At 44.3% G+C, this 23,091-nt stretch carries 29 protein-coding genes; 17 read left to right on the top strand and 12 right to left on the bottom strand.

From position 1 onward, the window contains the following. Positions 1–4: 4 nt before the first annotated feature. The 5 genes from BV455_RS03970 to BV455_RS20640 all read right to left on the bottom strand — a co-directional run bounded on the left by BV455_RS03970 (position 5) and on the right by BV455_RS20640 (position 3,467). Entirely contained in the window at positions 5–886 is an 882-nt protein-coding gene (locus BV455_RS03970; protein ID WP_061580003.1) for an IS3 family transposase, read from the bottom strand. Between the two features lie 8 nt (positions 887–894). Next, the gene (locus BV455_RS03965; protein ID WP_042409082.1) at positions 895–1,191 is read right to left on the bottom strand and encodes a transposase; all 297 of its coding nucleotides are present in this window, start codon (positions 1,189–1,191) and stop codon (positions 895–897) included. Positions 1,192–1,283: 92 nt separating this feature from the next. Further along, the gene (gene rnjA, locus BV455_RS03960) at positions 1,284–2,951 is read right to left on the bottom strand and encodes a ribonuclease J1 (RefSeq protein WP_017434632.1); all 1,668 of its coding nucleotides are present in this window, start codon (positions 2,949–2,951) and stop codon (positions 1,284–1,286) included. 2 nt (positions 2,952–2,953) lie between these two features. After that, positions 2,954–3,163, bottom strand: coding sequence for a DNA-dependent RNA polymerase subunit epsilon (locus BV455_RS03955; protein WP_017434633.1), 210 nt, complete (start codon positions 3,161–3,163; stop codon positions 2,954–2,956). A gap of 181 nt (positions 3,164–3,344) precedes the next feature. Next, the gene (locus BV455_RS20640; RefSeq protein WP_017434634.1) at positions 3,345–3,467 is read right to left on the bottom strand and encodes a hypothetical protein; all 123 of its coding nucleotides are present in this window, start codon (positions 3,465–3,467) and stop codon (positions 3,345–3,347) included. 190 nt (positions 3,468–3,657) lie between these two features. Between BV455_RS20640 and BV455_RS03950 the strand changes: the two genes are divergently transcribed. Continuing rightward, positions 3,658–4,434, top strand: coding sequence for a Cof-type HAD-IIB family hydrolase (locus BV455_RS03950; protein ID WP_017434635.1), 777 nt, complete (start codon positions 3,658–3,660; stop codon positions 4,432–4,434). Between the two features lie 43 nt (positions 4,435–4,477). Here the strand turns inward: BV455_RS03950 and def are convergent, their stop codons facing one another. Further along, complete coding sequence (gene def, locus BV455_RS03945) at positions 4,478–5,032, bottom strand: peptide deformylase (protein ID WP_026078418.1); 555 nt, start codon at positions 5,030–5,032, stop codon at positions 4,478–4,480. A 117-nt stretch (positions 5,033–5,149) separates the two neighbouring features. Here def and BV455_RS03940 point away from each other — a divergent pair, with 117 nt between their 5' ends. The 6 genes from BV455_RS03940 to BV455_RS03915 all read left to right on the top strand — a co-directional run bounded on the left by BV455_RS03940 (position 5,150) and on the right by BV455_RS03915 (position 11,461). Then, complete coding sequence (locus tag BV455_RS03940) at positions 5,150–5,779, top strand: YkyA family protein (RefSeq protein ID WP_244380864.1); 630 nt, start codon at positions 5,150–5,152, stop codon at positions 5,777–5,779. Positions 5,780–6,188: 409 nt separating this feature from the next. Continuing rightward, positions 6,189–7,301 carry a pyruvate dehydrogenase (acetyl-transferring) E1 component subunit alpha gene (gene pdhA / locus BV455_RS03935; RefSeq protein WP_017434638.1) on the top strand — a complete coding sequence of 371 codons (1,113 nt, stop codon included), beginning with the start codon at positions 6,189–6,191 and terminating at the stop codon, positions 7,299–7,301. A 3-nt stretch (positions 7,302–7,304) separates the two neighbouring features. Next, complete coding sequence (gene pdhB / locus BV455_RS03930; protein ID WP_017434639.1) at positions 7,305–8,282, top strand: pyruvate dehydrogenase complex E1 component subunit beta; 978 nt, start codon at positions 7,305–7,307, stop codon at positions 8,280–8,282. A gap of 76 nt (positions 8,283–8,358) precedes the next feature. Then, complete coding sequence (locus BV455_RS03925) at positions 8,359–9,666, top strand: dihydrolipoamide acetyltransferase family protein (protein ID WP_042407307.1); 1,308 nt, start codon at positions 8,359–8,361, stop codon at positions 9,664–9,666. A gap of 5 nt (positions 9,667–9,671) precedes the next feature. Next, a complete protein-coding gene (lpdA, locus tag BV455_RS03920; RefSeq protein WP_017434641.1) occupies positions 9,672–11,084 on the top strand; it encodes a dihydrolipoyl dehydrogenase in 1,413 nt (470 codons plus the stop codon). A gap of 134 nt (positions 11,085–11,218) precedes the next feature. Next, positions 11,219–11,461 (top strand): hypothetical protein, encoded by a 243-nt coding sequence (locus BV455_RS03915; protein WP_017434642.1) that lies wholly within the window; start codon positions 11,219–11,221, stop codon positions 11,459–11,461. 29 nt (positions 11,462–11,490) lie between these two features. Here the strand turns inward: BV455_RS03915 and BV455_RS03910 are convergent, their stop codons facing one another. Then, complete coding sequence (locus tag BV455_RS03910; RefSeq protein WP_042407304.1) at positions 11,491–11,913, bottom strand: DUF1885 family protein; 423 nt, start codon at positions 11,911–11,913, stop codon at positions 11,491–11,493. Between the two features lie 218 nt (positions 11,914–12,131). Between BV455_RS03910 and BV455_RS03905 the strand changes: the two genes are divergently transcribed. Continuing rightward, positions 12,132–12,257: a GapA-binding peptide SR1P gene (locus BV455_RS03905; protein ID WP_017434644.1), complete on the top strand. Its 126-nt coding sequence runs from the start codon at positions 12,132–12,134 to the stop codon at positions 12,255–12,257. Between the two features lie 133 nt (positions 12,258–12,390). Here BV455_RS03905 and BV455_RS03900 read toward each other — a convergent pair whose 3' ends face one another. Beyond that, entirely contained in the window at positions 12,391–13,863 is a 1,473-nt protein-coding gene (locus tag BV455_RS03900) for an aminotransferase class I/II-fold pyridoxal phosphate-dependent enzyme (protein ID WP_017434645.1), read from the bottom strand. Between the two features lie 176 nt (positions 13,864–14,039). Here BV455_RS03900 and BV455_RS03895 point away from each other — a divergent pair, with 176 nt between their 5' ends. The 4 genes from BV455_RS03895 (at position 14,040) to BV455_RS03880 (ending at position 16,563) form a co-directional block, all read left to right on the top strand. Then, positions 14,040–14,999, top strand: coding sequence for an NAD(P)H-dependent flavin oxidoreductase (locus tag BV455_RS03895; protein WP_017434646.1), 960 nt, complete (start codon positions 14,040–14,042; stop codon positions 14,997–14,999). Between the two features lie 17 nt (positions 15,000–15,016). Beyond that, positions 15,017–15,289, top strand: coding sequence for a UPF0223 family protein (locus BV455_RS03890; RefSeq protein ID WP_017434647.1), 273 nt, complete (start codon positions 15,017–15,019; stop codon positions 15,287–15,289). A 165-nt stretch (positions 15,290–15,454) separates the two neighbouring features. Then, positions 15,455–15,643 (top strand): hypothetical protein, encoded by a 189-nt coding sequence (locus BV455_RS03885; protein ID WP_017434648.1) that lies wholly within the window; start codon positions 15,455–15,457, stop codon positions 15,641–15,643. Positions 15,644–15,768: 125 nt separating this feature from the next. Then, positions 15,769–16,563 carry an inositol monophosphatase family protein gene (locus BV455_RS03880; protein WP_017434649.1) on the top strand — a complete coding sequence of 265 codons (795 nt, stop codon included), beginning with the start codon at positions 15,769–15,771 and terminating at the stop codon, positions 16,561–16,563. 31 nt (positions 16,564–16,594) lie between these two features. Here the strand turns inward: BV455_RS03880 and BV455_RS03875 are convergent, their stop codons facing one another. Next, the gene (locus BV455_RS03875) at positions 16,595–16,780 is read right to left on the bottom strand and encodes a YlaF family protein (RefSeq protein WP_017434650.1); all 186 of its coding nucleotides are present in this window, start codon (positions 16,778–16,780) and stop codon (positions 16,595–16,597) included. 126 nt (positions 16,781–16,906) lie between these two features. Here BV455_RS03875 and typA point away from each other — a divergent pair, with 126 nt between their 5' ends. The 3 genes from typA to BV455_RS03860 are packed head-to-tail and all read left to right on the top strand — an operon-like array spanning position 16,907 to position 19,389. Beyond that, positions 16,907–18,751: a translational GTPase TypA gene (gene typA, locus BV455_RS03870; RefSeq protein WP_218687762.1), complete on the top strand. Its 1,845-nt coding sequence runs from the start codon at positions 16,907–16,909 to the stop codon at positions 18,749–18,751. 14 nt (positions 18,752–18,765) lie between these two features. Continuing rightward, positions 18,766–19,083 (top strand): YlaH-like family protein, encoded by a 318-nt coding sequence (locus tag BV455_RS03865; protein WP_017434652.1) that lies wholly within the window; start codon positions 18,766–18,768, stop codon positions 19,081–19,083. 12 nt (positions 19,084–19,095) lie between these two features. Further along, positions 19,096–19,389 (top strand): hypothetical protein, encoded by a 294-nt coding sequence (locus BV455_RS03860; RefSeq protein WP_017434653.1) that lies wholly within the window; start codon positions 19,096–19,098, stop codon positions 19,387–19,389. Positions 19,390–19,477: 88 nt separating this feature from the next. Here BV455_RS03860 and BV455_RS03855 read toward each other — a convergent pair whose 3' ends face one another. Continuing rightward, a complete protein-coding gene (locus BV455_RS03855; protein WP_017434654.1) occupies positions 19,478–19,678 on the bottom strand; it encodes a YlaI family protein in 201 nt (66 codons plus the stop codon). Positions 19,679–19,861: 183 nt separating this feature from the next. Next, entirely contained in the window at positions 19,862–20,461 is a 600-nt protein-coding gene (locus BV455_RS03850) for a YhcN/YlaJ family sporulation lipoprotein (RefSeq protein ID WP_017434655.1), read from the bottom strand. Between the two features lie 140 nt (positions 20,462–20,601). Between BV455_RS03850 and BV455_RS03845 the strand changes: the two genes are divergently transcribed. Next, positions 20,602–21,933, top strand: coding sequence for a PhoH family protein (locus BV455_RS03845; protein WP_052510012.1), 1,332 nt, complete (start codon positions 20,602–20,604; stop codon positions 21,931–21,933). A gap of 38 nt (positions 21,934–21,971) precedes the next feature. Here BV455_RS03845 and BV455_RS03840 read toward each other — a convergent pair whose 3' ends face one another. After that, positions 21,972–22,481, bottom strand: a complete 510-nt coding sequence (locus BV455_RS03840) for a hypothetical protein (protein WP_042407293.1) — start codon at positions 22,479–22,481, stop codon at positions 21,972–21,974. A gap of 231 nt (positions 22,482–22,712) precedes the next feature. Here BV455_RS03840 and BV455_RS03835 point away from each other — a divergent pair, with 231 nt between their 5' ends. After that, on the top strand, positions 22,713–23,006 hold the full coding sequence (locus BV455_RS03835) for an Fpa/YlaN family protein (protein WP_081161298.1): 294 nt from the start codon (positions 22,713–22,715) through the stop codon (positions 23,004–23,006). The last annotated feature ends 85 nt before the right edge of the window (positions 23,007–23,091 follow it).

Below are 23,091 nucleotides of genomic sequence, written 5' to 3'. Positions count from 1 at the left end.
ACATTTAAGCAGCCTGAGTCCTATATTCATAAGGACTCAGGTTATTTAATTTCTTTTGGAAACGTTGATGGTTATAAAAACGAATATATTTGTGTACGGCATCCTTCACCTCTTCGGCCGTGCGGAAAGAGTACAGATTAAAACACTCTGCCTTGAAATGGCTGAAGAAGTTTTCCATGCAGGCATTGTCCAAACAGTTTCCTTTCCTGGACATACTGGCCTTTATATTGTATCTTTTTAGTAGATTGTTGTATTGGCGGGATGTATACTGGAACCCCTGATCACTATGAAGGAGGAGTCCATTTACATTCCGTTTTTTTATGGCCTTTTTTAGCGTGTCGATGACCAGTTTGATGTCATTTCTTTGACTGATATGGTAGGCCACGATTTCATTGTTGTATAGATCTTTAATGGCGGACAAATAGAGCTTTTGCCCATTAAAAATTAAATAGGTAATATCTGTCACCCATTTCTCGTTTGGCTTGGACGCGTGGAAATCTCGGTTTAGATGGTTGTCCGAAATCACATAAGGCTCTTTCTTTCCGTAATAAGGCCGTTTCTTCCGAATCACTGCCCGAATTCCCATCTCCCTCATCAGCCTTTGTACTCGTTTATGGTTGATATCCAGTTTGTATTTCCGTTTCAGCCAAACTTTTACTCTCCGATACCCATAGATTCCTTTCACTTCTTCATGGCACTCTTGGATTTTTTCCTTTAGCTGCTCGTCTTCCAAGTGCTTCGGAGAAGGGCGTTCCTGTCGTTTTACCCACTTGTAATATCCGCTTCGAGACACGCCTGCTATTTCACATAATCGTTGAATCGAACCATAACACCCGGCCATTTCTTGAATGATCGCGAACTTCTTGTGAGCTGGTACTGCTTCCATTCCCCCTTTCACCTCTTTAAGAGCTTTTTTAGCATCTCTACTTCCGCCTCAAGACGCTTGATTTTCATTTCAGGATCTTCCGGACGAGTTCTCGGTCTTCCTTTGCCTGGTCCTTTTGCCTTTCCTCGTTTTTCCTCTAGCCCTTTCATTCCTTCCTGTTCATAGCGTTTCACCCATCGGCGTACCATGGACTCATCAATCCCTAATTCTTTCGCCACCGTTTTATATCCCATGCCCTCTTTCCAATATAAATCCACCGCTTTCTTTTTAAACTTTGCATCATATGTTTTTCGTATTTTCCCCATAGAAAAATCCCCTCCATAGTAGACAGATTAATTGGCTTTCTTTTTTCTGTCTACTATAAGGGGATCATATCAAACCGGAACAGCTGTTTTATTTATATTTCCATAATAATTGGTAAAATCATCGGTCTCCGTTTTGTTTTTTCATATAGGAATGGCGCAAGGGTTTCCGTAATTTCGTTTTTAATTTCCGACCATTGATTCGTTTTGCGCTCAAGCACTTTTTCAAGATGTTTCGTAATGAGGGACTGCGCTTCATTAATTAAATCGCTCGATTCGCGCATATACACGAATCCACGCGAAATAATATCCGGACCGGCTGCGATTTTGAACTCTTTCATGTTAATGCTGACAACGACGATGACAAGGCCTTCTTCCGATAGAATGCGGCGGTCGCGCAAGACGATATTCCCGATATCGCCGACTCCGCTGCCGTCAATGTAGACGGAGCCGGATGGAATTTTGCCGACGATGCGTGCGTCATTTTCGCTTAGCCCAAGCACTTCGCCGTTATCCATAATGAAGCAGTTTTCTTCCGGCACTCCGCAATCGACTGCAAGCTTGGCATGCATTTTTTGCATGCGATATTCGCCGTGAATCGGCATAAAATATTTCGGTTTCATTAAACGGATCATTAACTTTTGCTCTTCTTGCCCGCCGTGTCCGGAGGTATGAATATCGTTCAGCGGCCCATGGATGACTTCGGCCCCGGCGCGGTACAGCATGTTAATCGTTCGATTGACGCTTACCGTATTGCCCGGAATTGGCGAAGAAGAGAAGACAACTGTATCGCCAGGCATAATTTGGATTTGGCGATGGGTGCCATTGGCGATGCGCGACAGCGCGGCCATTGGTTCTCCTTGGCTGCCGGTACACAAAATCGTCACACGATTGGCAGGAAGGCGATTAATTTCGTTTGCGTCGACAAAAGTATCTTTAGGACATCTAATGTAACCGAGTTCTTGTCCGATTTCAATCGCAGCCTCCATGCTTCTTCCGAATACAGCAATTTTGCGATTATTCATTACGGCTGCTTCCGTTACTTGCTGCAGCCGATGAATGTTAGAGGCAAAGGTAGCAAAAATAATGCGTCCTTGCACTTTCCGGAAAATATCGTGAATGCTTTCCCCAACGCGGCGTTCCGACATGGTAAAATGCGGAATTTCACTATTGGTGCTGTCAGAAAGCAGACAAAGGACCCCTTCTTTTCCTATTTCCGCCATCTTCGTTAAGTTTGCCGGTTCGCCGACCGGGGTAAAGTCAAACTTAAAGTCTCCTGTATGAACAATTTGGCCAACCGGAGTTTTGACGACAATTCCATAGCTGTCAGGAATGCTGTGCGTCGTCCGGAAAAATGTCACCGCTGTTTTATGAAAGCGAATGACATCATCTTCGCGAATTTCAATAAGTTTCGCTTGTCTGAGGAGCCCGTGTTCTTCAAGTTTGTTGCGGATTAGCCCGAGCGCTAATTTTCCGCCGTAAATTGGAATATTCACTTGTTTAAGCAAGTATGGAATTCCGCCAATATGGTCTTCATGCCCGTGAGTAATAAACAGTCCCTTTACTTTCTCTGCGTTTTTTACTAAATACGTGTAATCAGGAATGACGTAGTCAATTCCGAGCAGTTCATCTTCAGGAAATTTAATTCCCGCGTCAATGACAATAATTTCATCTTGAAATTGTACGCCATATGTATTTTTTCCGATTTCACCTAATCCGCCGAGGGCAAATACACCGACTTGTTGATCATTTAAAAATTTCATATTCAAATCTCCAATACTTTAAAATCAGGATTTTTCTTTTCATATTCTAGGTGGGCTCCCTCTAACGGCTGAATATATTCGATATTCATCGTACGACCGCGCAGTTTTTGGCGTACTTCCCGTTCCGACTCCGCTTCAATATAGAGCGTTTTTGTTTTTTCTCTCACAGGCACTTCATCAGGATTTTCTTGGTAAAACACTTTAAAAATCATTCTAAAATCTCTCCTTATTGAACGATTATTCCTTTAACCTTTTTATTATATATAAAGTAAGGATGGTTTTCATGTTTTTTTCACTATATTATATAGGATAAAGAAAATGGGAAAAAGAAAGGATAGGGGAAAAACATGATATGTAACATCTTTGACGAATTTTTATGTTTTCATTCGCTTTTTAGAAAGAAGCCCTTCTTAGGGGAAGGGCTGTTATCATAAAGGTTAGGCGATCGATTTTTTCCGGAGCAGATCTTTCCATTGTTGAAGCAGCTTCTTTTTCAGCTTTTTCAACATTTTTCATCACTCCTTACTTCCTATTGTACTCATTTCTTGGTGAAAGTAAATGTCCTTCTTCTATATTATATTATATGTGAACAAAGGCTTGTTTTTCATGGATAAAAGTGGAACGAGGCTTTTGCCTGCTGTTTGACATTTTCAGCTTTTTTCAGTACGGTAAAGAATGAAGAAATTAAGCGTTAAGGGGAGAGACTGTGAAGCGAAAAATTGTATTTTTTGACATTGATGGCACGCTGCTTGATGATGAAAAACAGCTCCCGCCGTCGACAGTAAGGGCCATTCAGGAATTGAAAAAGGCGAATGTGTATGTAGCGATTGCCACAGGCAGAGCGCCGTTTATGTTTGCTAACTTGCGAAAGCAGCTAGGAATTGATTCTTTCGTCAGTTTCAACGGGCAATATGTAGTATTCGAAGGGGATGTTATTTATAAGCATCCGCTTGAACGGCAAAAATTGCATGAATTAAAAGAAGACGCGCATCAAAACGGCCATCCGCTCGTTTTTATGAATGCGAATGAGATGAGAGCGAGCATGGAAAATCATCCGTATATCCATGTCAGCATGGGGAGCTTGAAATTTTCCCACCCTCCGTTTGATCCGCTTTATTATGAAAATGAAGACATTTATCAAGCGCTTTTATTTTGCAAGGCAGAAGAAGAACAAACATATATAAAAGCATATCCGCAGTTTCGCTTTGTCCGTTGGCATAATGTATCTACTGACGTATTGCCGGTAGGAGGATCGAAAGCGGAGGGAATCCGGAGAATGATTGAGAAACTCGGCATTGCCAAGGAGGATGTGTACGCGTTCGGCGACGGGTTGAATGACATTGAAATGTTAAAGTTCGTGGGAACTGGCGTTGCGATGGGCAACGCACAGGAGGAAGTGAAAAAAGCGGCCGATTTCATTACGAAGCCGGTTGGAGAAGAAGGGATATTATACGGATTAAAGCAGCTTGAGTTAATTCCGTAAAAAAAGGGCATATATCCAGTGCAGGATATAGCCCTTTTTACGTTTAACGTTCGATGGGAATAGCATTGTCCGGCACTTTAAAAGGATTTTGTGGATCGATATGGTCATAAAACATAATGCCGTTTAAATGATCGATCTCATGTTGAAAGACAATGGCGGGCAACCCTTTTAAGCGCAGGGTTACTTCTTCGCCGTCGATTGTCGTTCCGGTCACAGTAATGCGGGCATAGCGCGGCACGTATCCCGGAACGTCGCGGTCGACCGATAAACATCCTTCACCGCTCGTTAAGTAACATTGTTGAACAGAATGGCTGACGATTTTCGGATTAAATAGCGCATAGCTATATAACGTGCCTTTCTCGTCGGTCACATGAACGGCAATCATTCGCTTCGATACATTGATTTGCGGAGCGGCCAGTCCAATTCCGGGACGCAATCCGTACTTTTCAGCAAGTTCCGGGTTTTGACTCATTTTTACATAATCAAGCAGGCTTTGCAAAATTCGTTTATCTTCTTCCGATGGAGGAAGAGGAACAGGTTCGGCTACTTTCCGCAGCGTCGGGTGTCCTTCTTTAATAATATCTTTCATCGTAATCATCATGTCTTCACTCCCTGTATGACGTTGATGTCTGAATTAAGTCTAACAAAAATATATTTTGGACGTAAACTAAAATGAAACAGATACATGGGAAAGGAAGAGAAAACGTTGCAAAAGATGATGCAAAGGTGGATGGGATTTATTGCCGCATTACTGCTGCTTGCCGGCTGCAGTCATCTTATTGGCAAGCAAGAGGTTCTTTCGGCTGTTCAGAAAATGGCTGCCTATGAAAAGGACGCAATAGAAGAGCAGAAAAAACTAACGGAATTGGAACAAAAACAAAATGCATTATATGCCCGCATGATGTCGTACGGCTTCAAACATTTTACAAAAGTGGAGCAGTTAGCGAAAGAAGCATTAACGATCATAGAGGAGCGGAGAAAATATCTTGCCGGAGAATATAAGGCAATGCATTCAGGAAAACGGCAGTTAAATTTGATCAAAAGAGAAATGAGCGGGCTTCACGATGAACATGCAAAACAACAGATCAACCAATTCATTGAAGTCGCGGAACAACGCTATGAAACGTATGACAAGCTGTATGTCCAGTATAAAGAGATGCTGACATTAGAAAAAGAACTTTATATTTTATTGCAAAATAAAGATGTAACGGCCGAACGGCTTCAGCAGCAAATCGACCGAATTAATGAACGTTATCGGAACATAATGGATATAAACGGACAATTTAATGCCTATACAAAAAAGTATAATAGGGAAAAAAAGCAATTATATCATATGTGGAAATAACATAATTTAGGAAAGCGGGGGCTGTATTTTTCCCCCCCTTTTATATTTTGCAAAAATATAAAACAGGATTAATACAGAGTTTTGTGTTGTAATATAACACATTCTAAATAGATATCTTTCCATTCCAATAAAAAGCAGTTAAATTATAAAAAATAATGATAAATCAAAGTGATTGACGATTGGTAAAATAAAGTGTAAACTTAAAAGCGCGGACAAAATTGTACTAATTACAATAATTAAAATGATTAATACAGGTATTTTTCAGCAGTGTTCGCCCGTTTACGCCGTGGAACAAAAACAGCTGTTTTTTATTTATTTATGATTTTGGGTAAATTAATGCTATATGAATCAACGTTGTCGTTGCAATGAATCCTTATTTTTAAATTTACGAAAGGTAGAGGTGAACAGAATGGGTGTAAAAAAAGCATCCCGATTCAATTTTACGGAGCAGCTTGAAAAGATTGCTGAACAATTTCCGACATTTCAAATCTTAAACGAAGAAGGGGAAGTAGTAAACGAAGCGGCAATGCCGGATTTAAGCGACGACCAGCTTAAAGAATTAATGCGCCGCATGGTGTACACCCGCATTCTTGACCAGCGCTCGATTTCGTTAAACCGCCAAGGCCGTTTAGGTTTCTATGCGCCGACAGCGGGACAAGAAGCGAGCCAAATCGCGAGCCATTTTGCATTGGAAAAAGAGGATTTTATTTTGCCTGGATACCGTGATGTTCCGCAAATTATTTGGCACGGTCTTCCGCTTTATCAAGCGTTTCTGTTCTCACGCGGTCACTTCCACGGCAATCAAATTCCGGAAGGAGTAAACGTACTGCCGCCGCAAATTATCATCGGAGCGCAATATATTCAAGCAGCAGGCGTAGCGCTAGGACTGAAAAAACGCGGCAAAAAAGCGGTAGCGATTACATATACAGGTGACGGCGGTACATCGCAAGGGGATTTCTATGAAGGGATCAACTTTGCGGGAGCATTTAAAGCGCCAGCCATTTTCGTCGTGCAAAACAACCGTTTTGCCATTTCCACTCCAGTAGAAAAACAAACGGTGGCCAAAACGCTTGCGCAAAAAGCGGTAGCAGCGGGGATTCCTGGAATTCAAGTCGACGGCATGGACCCATTGGCCGTATATGCGGCTGTGCGTGCTGCTCGCGAGCGCGCGATCAATGGCGAAGGCCCGACGCTTATCGAAACATTGTGCTTCCGTTATGGGCCGCATACGATGTCAGGAGACGACCCAACTCGCTATCGTACAAAAGAATTGGAAAACGAATGGGAGAAAAAAGATCCGCTTGTCCGCTTCCGCAAGTTTTTGGAAAACAAAGGCTTATGGAGCGAAGAAGAAGAAAACAAAGTAATTGAACAAGCGAAAGAAGAAATTAAAGAAGCGATTAAAAAGGCGGACGAAACGCCGAAGCAAAAAGTAACGGATTTAATTAGCATTATGTACGAAGAACTGCCATTTAACCTAAAAGAGCAGTATGAAATTTATAAAGAGAAGGAGTCGAAGTAAGCCATGGCGCAAATGACAATGATTCAAGCGATCACGGATGCGTTGCGCATCGAGTTGAAAAACGATCCGAACGTGCTAATATTCGGGGAAGACGTTGGGGTCAACGGCGGCGTATTCCGGGCGACGGAAGGATTGCAGGCGGAGTTTGGCGAAGACCGGGTATTTGATACGCCTCTTGCTGAATCGGGAATTGGCGGGCTTGCGATCGGACTGGCTCTGCAAGGATTCCGCCCGGTTCCGGAAATTCAATTTTTCGGGTTTGTTTATGAGGCAATGGATGCGATTTGCGGACAAATGGCGCGCATCCGCTATCGTTCCGGCGGCCGCTACAACGTGCCGATTACGATTCGTTCTCCGTTTGGCGGCGGCGTTCATACACCGGAACTGCACTCTGACAGTTTGGAAGGCTTAGTTGCACAACAGCCTGGATTAAAAGTCGTCATTCCGTCTACTCCATACGACGCGAAGGGATTGCTGATTTCAGCCATCCGCGACAACGACCCGGTTATTTTCTTAGAACACTTAAAATTGTATCGTTCGTTCCGCCAAGAAGTGCCGGAAGGAGAATATACAATTCCAATCGGCAAAGCGGACATTAAGCGGGAAGGAAAAGATATCACGATCATCGCTTATGGCGCAATGGTGCATGAATCGTTAAAAGCGGCGGCAGAATTAGAAAAAGAAGGCATTTCTGCCGAAGTGGTCGACTTGCGCACCGTTCAGCCGTTAGATATTGAAACGATTATCGGTTCTGTCGAAAAAACCGGACGGGCGATCGTAGTGCAAGAGGCGCAAAGACAAGCCGGAATTGCCGCAAACGTTGTAGCAGAAATTAATGAACGGGCGATTTTAAGCCTCGAGGCTCCTGTGTTGCGCGTCACCGCACCGGATACGGTCTACCCGTTCGCGCAAGCAGAATCCGTATGGCTGCCTAACTTCAAAGATGTGATTGAAACGGCGAAAAAAGTCATTAACTTCTAAGAGTGACAATTAGGAAGAAGCGCATTGCTTCTTCCCCCCTCATACTTTTTGGAAAACAATAGGAGGTCGACAAACAGTGGCATTTGAATTTAAGCTGCCGGATATCGGCGAAGGCATTCATGAAGGGGAAATCGTCAAATGGTTTGTCAAACCTGGCGATGAAGTCAATGAAGACGATGTTTTGTGCGAAGTGCAAAACGATAAAGCGGTTGTGGAAATTCCGTCTCCGGTAAAAGGGAAAGTACTGGAAATTTTAGTCGAAGAAGGAACGGTAGCAACCGTTGGCCAAACGTTAATTACGTTTGATGCGCCTGGATATGAAAACATGACGTTTAAAGGCCAAGAACAAGATGAGACGAAACAGCAGGAAAAACCGCAAGAAGTGTCGAAAGAAGAAAAGAGCGAAGCGGCAGCTCCGCAAACAGAACCAGCTGGACAGCCGGAAGTCGATCCAAACCGTCGTGTCATTGCGATGCCTTCTGTGCGTAAATACGCCCGTGAAAAAGGTGTCGATATTCGCCTTGTGCAAGGAACCGGGAAAAATGGCCGCGTGTTAAAAAGCGATATTGACGCATTCCTTGCCGGCGGTGCGGCAGCGGCGCAAAAACAAGAAGCGCCAACCGCAAAAGAAGAAAAAGCAGCGGCTGCAGCAGCTCAACAACCTGTTGTGCTAGAAGGCGAGTTCCCAGAAACTCGCGAGAAAATGAGCGGCATCCGCCGTGCGATTGCCAAAGCGATGGTCAATTCGAAACATACGGCGCCACATGTCACTTTAATGGACGAGGTGGATGTGACAAAACTGGTGGCACATCGCAAAAAATTCAAAGAGATTGCAGCGGAAAAAGGCATCAAGCTTACATTCTTGCCATATGTGGTAAAAGCATTGACATCAGCGCTGCGTGAATTCCCAGTTTTAAATACATCCATTGACGACGCAACGGAAGAAATCATTCATAAACATTATTACAACATCGGCATTGCTGCCGATACGGACCGCGGTTTGCTCGTTCCGGTTATCAAACACGCGGATCGCAAGCCAATTTTTGCACTTGCAAAAGAAATTAATGAACTTGCGACAAAAGCACGCGAAGGAAAACTAATGCCAAACGAAATGAAAGGTGCGTCTTGCACGATCACCAATATCGGTTCTGCCGGCGGTCAATGGTTTACTCCGGTCATTAACCATCCGGAAGTAGCCATCCTTGGCATTGGACGCATTGCCGAAAAACCGATTGTCCGTGACGGCGAAATCGTAGTCGCTCCGGTATTAGCGCTGTCGTTAAGCTTTGACCATCGCATGATTGACGGTGCTACAGCGCAAAAAGCGTTGAATCACATTAAACGTCTATTAAATGACCCTGAATTATTATTAATGGAGGCGTAAAAAACATGGTAGTTGGCGATTTTGCAATTGAAACAGAAACGCTTGTTGTCGGTGCAGGCCCTGGCGGTTATGTGGCTGCAATTCGCGCAGCCCAGCTGGGGCAAAAAGTAACCATTGTAGAAAAAGGCAACCTTGGCGGAGTATGCTTAAACGTCGGATGTATCCCGTCTAAAGCGCTTATTTCCGCAAGCCATCGTTATGAAGAAGCGAAACATTCGGAAGATATTGGCATTAAAGCGGAAAATGTTACCGTTGATTTTTCGAAAGTGCAACAATGGAAAGCAAGCGTCGTGAAAAAGTTAACTGGCGGCGTCGAAGGTTTGTTGAAAGGAAATAAAGTGGAAATTGTGCGCGGCGAAGCATATTTTGTCGATGCCAATACGGTGCGTGTCGTAAACGGGGATAGCGCGCAAACATATACATTCAAAAACGCTATTATCGCAACGGGCTCCCGTCCGATCGAACTTCCTAACTTTAAGTTTTCCGCACGTGTGCTTGATTCCACCGGCGCACTTAACTTGCAGGAAATTCCAAAATCGCTTGTCGTTATTGGCGGCGGCTATATCGGCGTGGAATTAGGCACTGCGTATGCGAACTTTGGCACTAAAGTAACGATTATTGAAGGTGCAGACGAAATTCTATCCGGCTTTGAAAAACAAATGACGGCCATTGTGAAACGCCGCTTAAAGAAAAAAGGCGTCGAAATCTTCACCAATGCGCTTGCTAAAGGTGTGGAAGAGCGGGAAGACGGCGTGACGGTTACCTTTGAAGTAAAAGGGGAAGCGAAAACGATTGACGCAGACTATGTGCTCGTAACGGTAGGACGCCGTCCGAATACTGATGAGCTCGGTTTAGAACAAATCGGCATCAAAATGACGGACCGCGGCTTAATTGAAGTGGATAAACAATGCCGGACAAGCGTTCCGAATATTTTCGCCATCGGCGATATCGTTCCGGGACCGGCGCTTGCCCATAAGGCGTCTTATGAAGGAAAAATCGCTGCCGAAGCGATCGCCGGAAAACCGTCTGAAGTGGATTACATCGCAATTCCAGCTGTTGTGTTCTCCGATCCGGAATGCGCTTCTGTCGGCTATTTTGAACAACAAGCAAAAGACGAAGGAATCGATGTGGTAACGGCAAAATTCCCGTTTGCCGCAAACGGCCGTGCGCTTTCTTTGAACGATACAGACGGATTTGTGAAGCTCGTCGCTCGCAAAGAAGACGGTGTCATCATCGGCGCGCAAATTGTCGGTCCGAATGCTTCCGATATGATCGCGGAACTTGGGCTTGCCATCGAAGCGGGAATGACGGCGGAAGATATCGCGTTAACGATTCACGCTCACCCAACGTTAGGCGAAATTGCAATGGAAGCAGCAGAAGCTGTTCTTGGCACTCCAATCCATATTATCACTAAGTAAGTGGACAAATAGGTTTCAGACAAATGTCTGAAACCTATTTTTGTTCTATAAATGACCTTTCTTGTCCACTGATCAATAATATTTTCCCTTGCTCGTTCATATCGTTATGGTAGAGGAGATGCGGGGGATGATCGATGAAAGAATATGTGGCATTTTTACTGCACATGATGATTTGGAGCAGTTTTTCCCTGATCGAATGGCTGTCAGGGCGCGACCGGCCATTTTTTAAAGGGATGATGCTTTGCGTGTTTTTATATATGGCCTTTTTATTAGCGCGAAAACTTGGCTTACGCACCCGGAAAGCGTTTTGGACAACGGCATTGACGGCTGTTACGTACTTTACTTGTCAGCATTTTGTCTGGGAAGCGTTTCGATAAGAAAAAATAAAAAACGATAGCGGGAACCACTATCGCTTGCAAAAGTACATCACCTTTCCGTTAAACAGATGAAGCTCGCCTTCTAGTTTTTTGGCGAGAAACTTGCAGAATTCGTTCGCTTTCCCCTTATCACCGTATGTCGCCTCGTTTGGCAACGTAATTTGAATCAGTGATGATTCTGCTTCCGAGTCTGTTTCCGTATGCGGCCCGACACCGATGATTATTGCTCGATACCGGTGGCCGTCCCCTTTTAAGTAAAACCATTTTCCCTTTCCTTCGTCCGTTTCCGCCAGCTGATAAGGAAAGGCGGCCTGTTCGTACCTCCAACCGAGCTGCTCCCCTGTTTTGCTTAAGATATCTCGGTAATAGTGAAACAATTGTTTTACTTCTTCTAATGTAATCGTTTTCTGTTTCGACGCAGGAACGAGCTTTATGTAAGCATGTGTCGCCATATTCTCTCCCCCTATCGTGAATATCCTGATTTTTATTGTACCATGTTTACGCAAAGGCGGGTTATTGATTTTTATTTGTTTTTAGAATGGTGAAAGAACACTCCTATTTTGCTTAATAAAAAATAAATGTGACATACAAATATGCTATTGACATCATAAATGTGATATATTATTATGAAATTAACGAACGAATATATCATCACAAAGGAGTTTTGGGGATGGGCACAATCGTATGTCAAACATGTGATGCGACCATTGCACATTTTGAAGACGAAAAAGTGACAACGCTTTACGGAAAATGTTGCAAATGCAATAGCGATGAGACTGCAGAAGAGGAAGAATAAAGAAACGGTCAAACGGTGGGGGAAGGTTTGCACATAGCGCGCATGTGAAAGGGGCACATGCGCGCCTTTTACTTTTATAAAGAACAAGAAAAGCGCAAGCCAGTATTTGGCCTGCGCTTTTTTCAGGAGAGGTTCATCGGATTGGCTTATGCTCTTTAATCACCCGCAATGTTTGTAGCGTGTCGTCTTCCGGCCCTTGCACCGGCAGACCGACTTCTAAATTCTTTTTGATATAATTTAAATTTTCTTGGGTAATAATTTCCCCAGGAATAAAAATCGGGATTCCCGGCGGATATACCATGACAAATTCCGCGATAATTCGTCCTGCCGATTCGTCAAATGGCACGACTTCCGTCTCCGCGTAAAACGCGTCGCGCGGAGTTAAAGCAAGAGCAGGGATGTCCGGCAATAATACTTTCGGCTTTACTCCTTCTGCCGCCTGATGGCGGAATTGCTCCGACAAATGGCGAAGCGCACGGACAAGCATGTCCGTTTCCTGTTCGGTGTCTCCAGGAGTAATAATACATAAAATGTTATACAAATCGGACAGCTCTACTTCAATGTTATACGCTTCTCTTAACCATTTTTCGACGTCATATCCCGTTAATCCCAACTCTTTAACGGAAATAATCAGTTTGGTCGGGTCGTAATGATATGTTGCTTCCGTTCCTAAAATTTCTTTTCCTACACAATAAAGATAAGGAATTTCGTTTATTTGTTTCCGGGTTTTTTCAGCAAGCTGAATAGCTCTTTCGATAAGCTCCCGCCCTCGTGTAGCAAGCTGTTTGCGTGCAACATCCAAAGAGGCTAGCAATAAATAAGAAGTAGATGTAGTCATTAACATGCTTAAAACAGCTTGTACGTGTTTGGCAGATACAAGCCCTTCACGTACGTTTAAAATAGAGCTTTGCGTCAAAGAACCGCCTAGTTTGTGAACGCTTGTTGCCGCTATATCCGCTCCAGCTTGCATTGCAGAAAGCGGAAGAGCTTCATGAAAATGAATATGGGCACCGTGTGCTTCATCAACAAGAACAGGAACATGATAGGAATGAGCGATTTCAACAATTTTCTTTAAATCACCGGCGATGCCAAAATAAGTCGGATTAATAACGAGAACTCCTTTTGCATCGGGATGTTGCTTAAGTGCTTTTTCTACCGCTTCAGGTGTAATTCCATGAGAAATCCCGAGCTCCTTATCAATTTCCGGATGAATGAAAATTGGTGTTGCACCAGAAAAGACAATGGCAGACATGACCGATTTATGCACGTTACGCGGAACGATAATTTTATCGCCGGGACCCGCAACCGACATCACCATTGCCATAATGGCACCGCTTGTTCCTTGGACGGAAAAAAATGTATAATCAGCCCCGAATGCTTCAGCGGCTAGTTCTTGAGCGCGCTTGATAATGCCTTTTGGGTGATGGAGGTCATCAAGTGGACCGATATTAATCAAATCCATCGATAACGCATTTTCTCCAATAAAATCTCGAAACTCAGGGTCCATCCCTGCTCCTTTTTTATGACCAGGAATATGAAATTGAGTAGGATTTTTCTTAATATGCTCCAATAGTCCAGTAAATAATGGTGTTTCAAACTGTGACAATGTTTTTTCACACCTCTTTTTGCATAAAAATAAAACAAATGCATTATAGCATGTATTTTTTTATTTGCAAAGCATGAATCAATTGTAAAATTTCTATTACATAGATTGAGAATAAAAGAGGAAAATAGCCATGTCAACAAGAAAAATAGTATACTTAGTGAGAAGGAGGGATAAGAATGATTTGGAAAACGAGAGTAACAGAGTTGCTTGGCATTACATATCCAATTATTCAAGGAGGGCTTGCCTATTTAGCATACGCCGATTTGGCGGCCGCGGTCTCTAACGCCGGAGGCTTAGGACAAATTACGGCGATGTCGCTGGAAAGCCCGGAGCGATTGCGCGAGGAAATTCGCAAGGTAAAAGAAAAAACCGATCGTCCATTTGGCGTCAATTTTGCGATCGGGCAGCACGGCCGTCCGTTTCAGCATATGCTCGAAGCCGCATTGGAGGAAGGTGTGCCCGTTGTTTCCGTCACGGGAGGAAATCCGGCCCCGTTTTTTGAACAACTAAAGGGGACAAACGTGAAAAAATTGGTGTTGGTTGCCGCTGTTCGCCAAGCGGTCAAAGCAGAAGAGCTTGGTGCCGATGCAGTGATGGTGGTCGGCCAGGAAGGGGGCGGCCATTTAGGAAAATACGATACAGGGACGTTTGTTCTGATTCCGAAAGTAGTCGATTCGGTGTCGATTCCGGTTATCGCTTCAGGCGGCATCGGCGACGGGCGCGGTTTGATGGCGGCGTTGGCGCTTGGGGCGGAAGGCATTGAGATGGGAACGAGATTTATTGCGACAAAGGAATGCGTCCATGCTCATCCGATCTATAAAGAAATGCTGGTGAAAGGATCGGAGCATGATACTGTTGTCATTAAACGGACGTTAGGAGCGCCAGGCCGTGCGATTGCCAATGAGTGGACGCAAAAAATATTAGAGATCGAGGACAAGGGAGGCACCTACGAGCAGCTGAAAGAATATATCAGCGGCGAAGCGAACCGGCGCTTTATTTACGAAGGAAAAATAAACGAAGGGTTTGCCTGGGCCGGGCAAGTAATGGGATTAATTAAAGATGTTCCAACGGTAGCAGAATTATTTGCGCGCATGATTGGCGAAGCGGAACAAATCCGGCGCAGATGGGCAAACTAACGTTGGAGGTGTGGGCGATGAATTATTCCTACCCGTTTTCCTATGACTGGTCGACGCAAGAAATTATTGATGTCATCAAATTTTTTGAAGCGATTGAAACCGTCTATGAAAAAGGAATGGAACGGGAAAAACTAATGAACACATACCGCCGCTTTAAAGAAATTGTTCCAAGCAAAAGCGAAGAAAAAAAGTTATGCGATGAATTTGAACAGGCAAGCGGCTATTCATCCTATCAAGTAATGAAAAAAGCGAAAGCAGCAAAAAACGGCGATTGGATTCACATGGAATGAATGCGCCGCATAGAGATGGTACAGCGCGAAAAGTAGGTGAATACACAAATTTGTTGCATACCCCCTTTTTTTCACATAATATATATAAAACAAAATAGCTATCAGAAAATTCCGTTATTTATACAAAAGGATTTTCGGGATCATAGCGAAAGGGGTGCTATGCACATGAAAAAAACAATGAATTCGGTGAAGCGTACGGATGGAGAGAAGCGCATGGCGGTATTGCGGTTGGAACTAGATTATGAGTTAGCGACGCTGTATGAAGCGATGATGGAAAACGATGAAGAAAAGAAAAAAGAATGCAAACGAAGATTGGAAAAACTGCGTCAAGAATTAATGCGCCTTCAAGTATGACAACACATTTTAAGGCGAACCACCTCAGCGGTTCGTTTTTTTCTTGAATTGTGCCAGCATCCCTTTCGTTAATGACGGAAATATTTTTGATGCGTACATATTTCGTAAAAGCAGGAGGACTGGATATGCAAGTGAAATGGGAAGAAATTGATCATTATGCCCGACAATGGATAAGGGAAGCAGGGGCGAGAATCCGCGCTACATTTGCAGAAAAGCTGACGGTGGAAACGAAATCGCATCGCAACGATCTCGTCACCAATGTCGACCGTGAAACAGAGCGCTTTTTTATTGAAAATATAAGAAAAACATTTCCTGATCATCGTGTTTTAGGGGAAGAGGGATTCGGCGATAATATCACCACCCTCGAAGGCATTGTTTGGATTATTGATCCGATCGATGGGACGATGAATTTTGTCCACCAGCAGCGAAACTTTGCGATTTCGATCGGTGTGTTTGAAAAGGGAGTCGGAATGTTGGGATATGTGTACGATGTCGTGCAGGATGAGCTGTATGCCGCGCGCAAAGGCGAAGGGGCGTTTTTGAACGATAAGCCGCTTTCCCCTTTGGAACCGGTATCTGTTTCTGAAGCGCTCATCTCGTTAAATGCTACATGGGTGACCGAAAATAAACGAATCGATCCGAGCGTATTGGCTCCGCTTGTCAAAGATGCGAGAGGAATGCGTTCATACGGATCGGCGGCGCTCGAAATGGCATATGTTGCCGCAGGCCGCTTGGACGCCTATATTACGATGCGCCTGTCGCCGTGGGATTTCGCCGGTGGGCTTGTGCTTGTGCAGGAAGTCGGCGGCATTGTGACAAATTTATATGGTGAGCCGCTTCGTCTCCTGGAAAGAAACTCCGTATTTGTGTCAAAGCCGGGATTGCATGAGGAAATTTTAAAAAAATATATTCATCATTAGAATGGGACAAACTGAAAAGTTGTCCCATTTTCTATAGCATTCCTTTTTCGCGCATTCGTTTTTTGCGGGCAAATCCGATGCCGACAATCACAAATAAAGCGACGACAGATAAAATAACACCGATGATGCTTTGTTCCGCGATAAAAATGCCGACGGCCATAATGGCGATGACCGCGAATATCGCTAATAAAAGCGGAATCGGTTGGATTTGCTTCATTTGTCTATTCTCCTTTCGTGTGCTTACGGTAAAATTTTGCGTTTTCTTTAGTGTACAGGAAAATATGCCGCTTTTCTATCTTTATGATATAATAAACGAGCAGTTTACACATAGGAGTGACACACCTTGACAAAAAGAAGAGAAGATCTTCGCAATATTGCAATTATCGCACACGTAGACCATGGCAAAACAACGTTGGTGGATCAATTATTGCGGCAATCGGGAACGTTCCGTGAAAACGAACACGTAGAAGAGCGTGCTTTGGACCGGAACGATTTAGAAAGAGAACGTGGGATTACCATTTTAGCCAAAAATACTGCCGTTCAGTATAAAGGGACGCGCATTAATATTTTAGACACGCCGGGACATGCTGATTTCGGCGGTGAAGTAGAGCGGATTATGCGGCTTGTCGATGGTGTTTTATTGGTAGTCGACGCTTATGAAGGCTGCATGCCGCAGACGCGCTTTGTGCTGAAAAAGGCGCTTGAGCAGCAGCTCGTCCCGATTGTCGTCGTCAATAAAATTGACCGTGAGTTTGCGCGGCCAGAGGAAGTCGTTGACGAAGTGATTGACTTATTTATTGAATTAGGAGCATCGGAAGACCAGCTTGAGTTTCCGGTTGTCTATACTTCGGCGCTGCACGGAACAGCCAGCTTGGATCCTCACAAACAAGAGAAAGATATGAGTGTATTATTTGAAACGATTATCGATCATATTCCAGCGCCGGTGGACAATCGGGAAGAACCGCTGCAATTTCAAGTGGCGCTGCTTGATTACAACGAGTACGTTGGGCGCATCGGCATCGGCCGTATCTTTCGCGGGACGATGAAAGTCGGACAGCAAGTGGCGCTAATGAAATTGGATGGTTCCGTGAAAACGTTCCGTGTCACCAAATTGTTTGGGTTTATTGGCTTAAAACGGATAGAAATTACCGAGGCAGAAGCAGGAGATATTGTCGCGGTGGCGGGAATGGAAGATATTAACGTCGGGGAAACGGTATGCCCGCTTGATCATCAAGAAGCATTGCCACCGCTTCGCATTGATGAACCGACTTTGAAAATGACGTTTTTAGTGAACAATAGCCCGTTTGCCGGACGAGAAGGCAAATATGTAACGGCAAGAAAGCTGGAAGAGCGCCTGCGCACCCAGCTCGAGACGGACGTCAGCCTGCGCGTGGAAAACACCGATTCTCCTGATGCGTGGATCGTTTCCGGGCGCGGTGAGCTCCATTTATCGATTTTGATCGAAAACATGCGCCGCGAGGGATATGAATTGCAAGTATCCAAGCCGGAAGTAATTATGAAAGAAATTGATGGCGTGCTTTGCGAGCCAGTGGAACGGGTTATTATTGATATTCCTGAAGAATACACCGGTGCAATTATGGAATCGATCGGGGCCCGCAAAGGCGAGCTGGTGGATATGGTCCATAATGAAAATGGGCAAGTGCGCCTCGTCTTTATGGTGCCTTCGCGTGGATTGATTGGTTATCGAACGGAATTTATGTCATTAACGCGCGGATATGGAATTTTAAATCATTCATTTGACCATTATGCGCCGGCGCAAAGCGGGCAAGTGGGCGGCCGCCGCCAAGGAGTGTTCATTTCCATGGAAACCGGCAAAGCAACGGCGTATGGCATTATGCAGCTAGAAGACCGCGGAACGATTTTTGTCGAGCCGGGGACGGAGGTATATGAAGGAATGATTGTCGGCGAGCACAATCGCGAAAACGATTTGGTCGTCAATATTTGCAGGGAAAAACATATGACGAACATCCGCTCGTCGACAAAAGAGCAAACGGTTACGATGAAAAAGCCGCGCTTAATGACGCTTGAAGAAGCGCTTGAATATTTAAATGACGACGAATATTGCGAAGTAACGCCAAAATCGATTCGCCTGCGCAAAAAAATATTAAATAAAAGCGAGCGCGAAAAGGTGGAGAAGAAAAAGAAAGCAGCGCAGCAGGCGAAATAAGGGGGGGGAATTTGGTGGATGTTTTAGAACGCCTGACGTTTTTTGCATCGCTATATAAAGTGGACGCAAATCCGGAGAAAGGGATGTGGCTTCTTTACATTACGATTTTTGTTTTGGCTGCCGTTGTGTACCGTCTCGGTTTTGCCAAGAAGCTTCCCTTGCTTAAAAACGTCATTATCTATGTGTTGTTGGCGTTAGGCTGCACGATTTTAACCTTTTTTGCCGTATTTTTGCCGATTGCGGAAGGATTGGTGGTCGCCGCTCTCGTATTAATTATTTATAAAGTCCGCCTATACCAATCCAAAGGACACGAGATGAAAGAAGAAAAATAAGGCGGTGAAGCGATGAAATCGTTGCAAGATGCCCTTTATAATTGGCTGACGATTTATGTGGTGGCACAGGCGCGTCCGGACGATATGGCGGCCCAAGAGACAGCTTCCTTTTTTTACGAAATACTAAGGCACGATTTTCAAATTACCGAACTGCAAGTAAACAAAGATGGAGCCGGGGAAATGTATATCGTTCACTACGAGCGAAACGGGGAAAAACAAATGGCGCGGTTTCCGGTGGAACTGATTGATGTGATGTTGGAGCAAATAGAAAAGAATCCAGAAAAATATCGCAACTATCTTTCCTAAAAAAGCCGGGTTTTTTGTCCCCGGCTTTTTTGATGCAAAATCCAAGATGCTGCTGGCAAGCGGGAAAGAAGGCTGGCTACACCGACATTTACCATTCATCGTCGGACAATGTGGAACGATATATGCGAAATTTTCCAGTTGCTAGCCGCGCCTTCGTTTTTTCGGCGATGCGATCGTAGCACTCTTTACACATATAGGTGTGAATAGGGCGGTTTCGTAGCCGTTTTGCCAGCAGCGATTCATCATCAATCGTATCGATTCGGTCGCAAAGAACACATTTAACTCTCATTGTCCACCTCGTTGGCTCATACAAATTTGTATCAGAAAAATAAGAAGACTTCCCTTTAACCGATGGGTAAGCCGAAGAAGAGTTGTCTTAATTTTATTATATCATGAATCCGAACATGGATGATACATATGCGGCAATGCAACGCCATTCATCAATAAAGAGCTTAGCTTTGAGCTAAGCTCTTTATTGATTTAAGTATTCATTCGATTGTTTTTCCTGACGGCGATGAAGCTGCTGCTCCTCTTTCTTGTTTAGTTGCGAATCATTTTCGTCGGTTGGCTCCGGTGGTGTCGTTTCCAATAAATCGCTAGGCACTTCCGGCATGACCCGTCCGACGATGTCGGCAATTTCGTTCATAAACGCTTGAACAGGCCGACCGTTATCCACCTGTCTGGCGATGTTTTTCAAGCGGGCATACAGGTCAGGATCAGCGATGATAATGGCGTTAGCTCCATAAGGATCTTTTTGCAGCGCTTCAGCAACGGAATATTTAATCGTTCCGACCCGCGAAGCATCCATATTTGCATCGATATCGATGCCAACAATGGCGTATTTTCCGACCACAAGCACGGTCGCATCGTTTACGTTTGGCACGCGCTTGGCTAAGTCAGCGAGGCGGTGGGCAATGTCTTGGCCTGCCTTGTTCGTTATTTTTTCATCTGTCGTGTTTTTGACACGAACAAGCGAGCGTTCTGTGTCATTGGCACGCTCATCATTTCCTATATTACATCCACCCAATAAGCAAATGCATAAGGCAACCAACAAATACCGGATCCAGTTCATCGTTTGCACACCTCTATCTCATTTTTTTACTTTATTTTGCAAACATTCTTCTATCTTTATGCATTTTTTCATATCTTATATAACAACCATTCCTGTCCAATAGTGGAAAGTAAAAAATGAAAAATGGGGAGAGTGGTAATTTGGGAAAAAAAATATATGTATTAGATACAAATGTGCTGCTGCAAGATCCATATTCCATCTTTTCGTTTGAAGACAATGAAGTGGTCATTCCGGCGGTCGTGCTCGAGGAAGTTGATTCGAAAAAAAGGTACATGGACGAAATCGGCAGAAACGCTCGGCAAGTATCGAAGCTGATCGACCGTCTGCGCGAAAACGGAAAGCTGCATGAAAAAATTCCGCTCGAAAACGGCGGAGTGCTGCGCATTGAATTAAATCATCGCTCTTTTCAGCAACTGCAGGAAATTTTTGTGGAAAAAACAAATGACAACCGCATTTTAGCGGTAGCAAAAAACTTATCTATCGAGGAACAGGCAAAAGAAAATGGACGTTCTGTTATTTTAGTCAGCAAGGACGCGCTTGTGCGCGTGAAGGCAGATGCAATTGGCTTGCAAGCAGAAGATTTTTTAAGCGACCGCGTTGTCGATGTGGACCATATTTATACTGGGTTTCTCGAGCTATACATAGGGACAGAGCACTTGCAACGATTTTATGAAAAAGGAGAACTCGTTTTAGCCGACATTGCCAATCATCCTTTTTACCCAAACCAATTTATCATTATGAAAGATGCGTTTGGCGGTTCCGCCTCTGCCATAGGCATTGTCGATCACAGCGGCAAAAAAGTGAAAAAGCTTGTGTTTCATCATGAACATATATGGGGGATTCGCCCGCGCAACGTGCAGCAAACGATGGCGTTTGAACTGCTTACGCGCGATGACATCCAGCTTGTCACCTTGATTGGCAAAGCGGGAACGGGAAAAACGCTGCTTGCTCTTGCGGCGGGATTGATGCAGACGGAAGATTTACGCACGTACAAAAAGCTGCTTGTCGCCAGACCAATCGTCCCCATGGGAAAAGATATCGGCTTTTTGCCGGGGGAAAAGGAAGAAAAGTTGCGCCCGTGGATGCAGCCGATTTTTGATAATTTAGAATACTTGTTTAACACAAAAAAAACAGGGGAATTAGATGCAATTTTAGCGGGAATGAGTTCGATTGAAGTAGAAGCGCTCACCTATATACGCGGCCGCAGCCTGCCAGAGCAGTTTATTATCATTGATGAGGCACAAAATTTAACGAAACACGAAGTAAAAACGATTTTAACGCGTGTCGGCGAGAAAAGCAAAATCATTTTGATGGGCGATCCGGAGCAAATCGATCACCCATATTTGGACGAATATAACAACGGCCTCACATACGTCGTGGAGAAATTTAAAGACCAGAAGATTGCCGGGCACGTCCGCCTGATCAAAGGAGAGCGCTCTGCATTGGCGCAGCTTGCTGCGGATATACTGTAAAAAAAGCTGGATGCCCCAGGGCGCTGGGGCATCCAGCTTTAGCGGACAACAAAGCGGCGAACATGGGTAATCGGCGTTTCGCGGTTGGAACCGTCGCCAAAATAAAAATGTACGGGCCCGTCTTCCCTTAACGGTTTTCCATCTTTAGAAAAGCCGAGAATCGCTTCATATGCTTGTTGAAGCGAAATCGTTATTTCATCATGCTCGGTTACGATTGTCAGCTCCTTTGCATCCGGCAGCGGCTCCGCATTGCGCAAAAAGGGAGCGAGCGGCATTGCAAACGTCCCCGTAATGATTTTTTCCTTCAAAAAGCGTTTTTCTGTCTTTAACGTAGGCGGAGAAACGGCACCTTCCTGAATTTCCCGATCCCAAAAAGCAGATAACTTTTTGATTTCCTCTTCTTCTTCCTGTTGCTCATGCTGCTGCCCATGGGAAGGGTTTAAAAAGTATGTGTGTAAATCTATTTTACGATCATCAAAAATCCATACTCCCGGGTCCAGCGTAATGGTAAACTTTACATTTCCCGTTATCAGAATAATATCGTTCATTTTTGATCCTCTCCTCTACATCGGCTGCTGTTTTTAGTATAATGGTAAATGGATAGTTTGTCATGTGTAATGTGCGTTCATATCTTTTTCCTATTACTATGAGGAGAATGTTTACGGCTGATGCTCAAAGCTGTTCATTCGCTTCTATCATTCCAATTGACAAGTGTTTCAACTTGCAAAATTGCATGTTTCACGTTAAGATTTAAAGAAGGATTAGGGGAGAACGGAGGGATGGATGTGACAGGCGATGCAATTAACTATCGCGAAAAAGCGTACGCGCTTCTGCAAGCGGATGCCGATAAAATTGTAAAGCTAATTCAAGTGCAAATGGATAATTTGACGATGCCGCAATGTCCACTCTATGAGGAAGTGCTTGATACGCAAATGTTCGGTCTATCACGGGAAATTGATTTTGCCGTGCGTCTCGGTCTGGTGAATGAGAAGGAAGGCAAAGCGCTGCTCGACCGGCTCGAGCGCGAGCTTTCCGCATTGCATGAGGCGGTAACAAAAAAGCGCGTACGATAAAAATAAATCGTTAACTCAAACGGTTGGTAAGTTGCAATCGTTTGAGTTTTTCTGTTTTTAAGAAGGAAAACAAAGGGCAATTACG

This window comes from Parageobacillus caldoxylosilyticus (genome assembly GCF_019272935.1).
GTDB lineage: Bacteria > Bacillota > Bacilli > Bacillales > Anoxybacillaceae > Saccharococcus > Saccharococcus caldoxylosilyticus.
The sequence above is the reverse complement of the archived record's forward strand: the minus strand, read 5'-3'. Positions and strand labels throughout refer to the sequence as shown.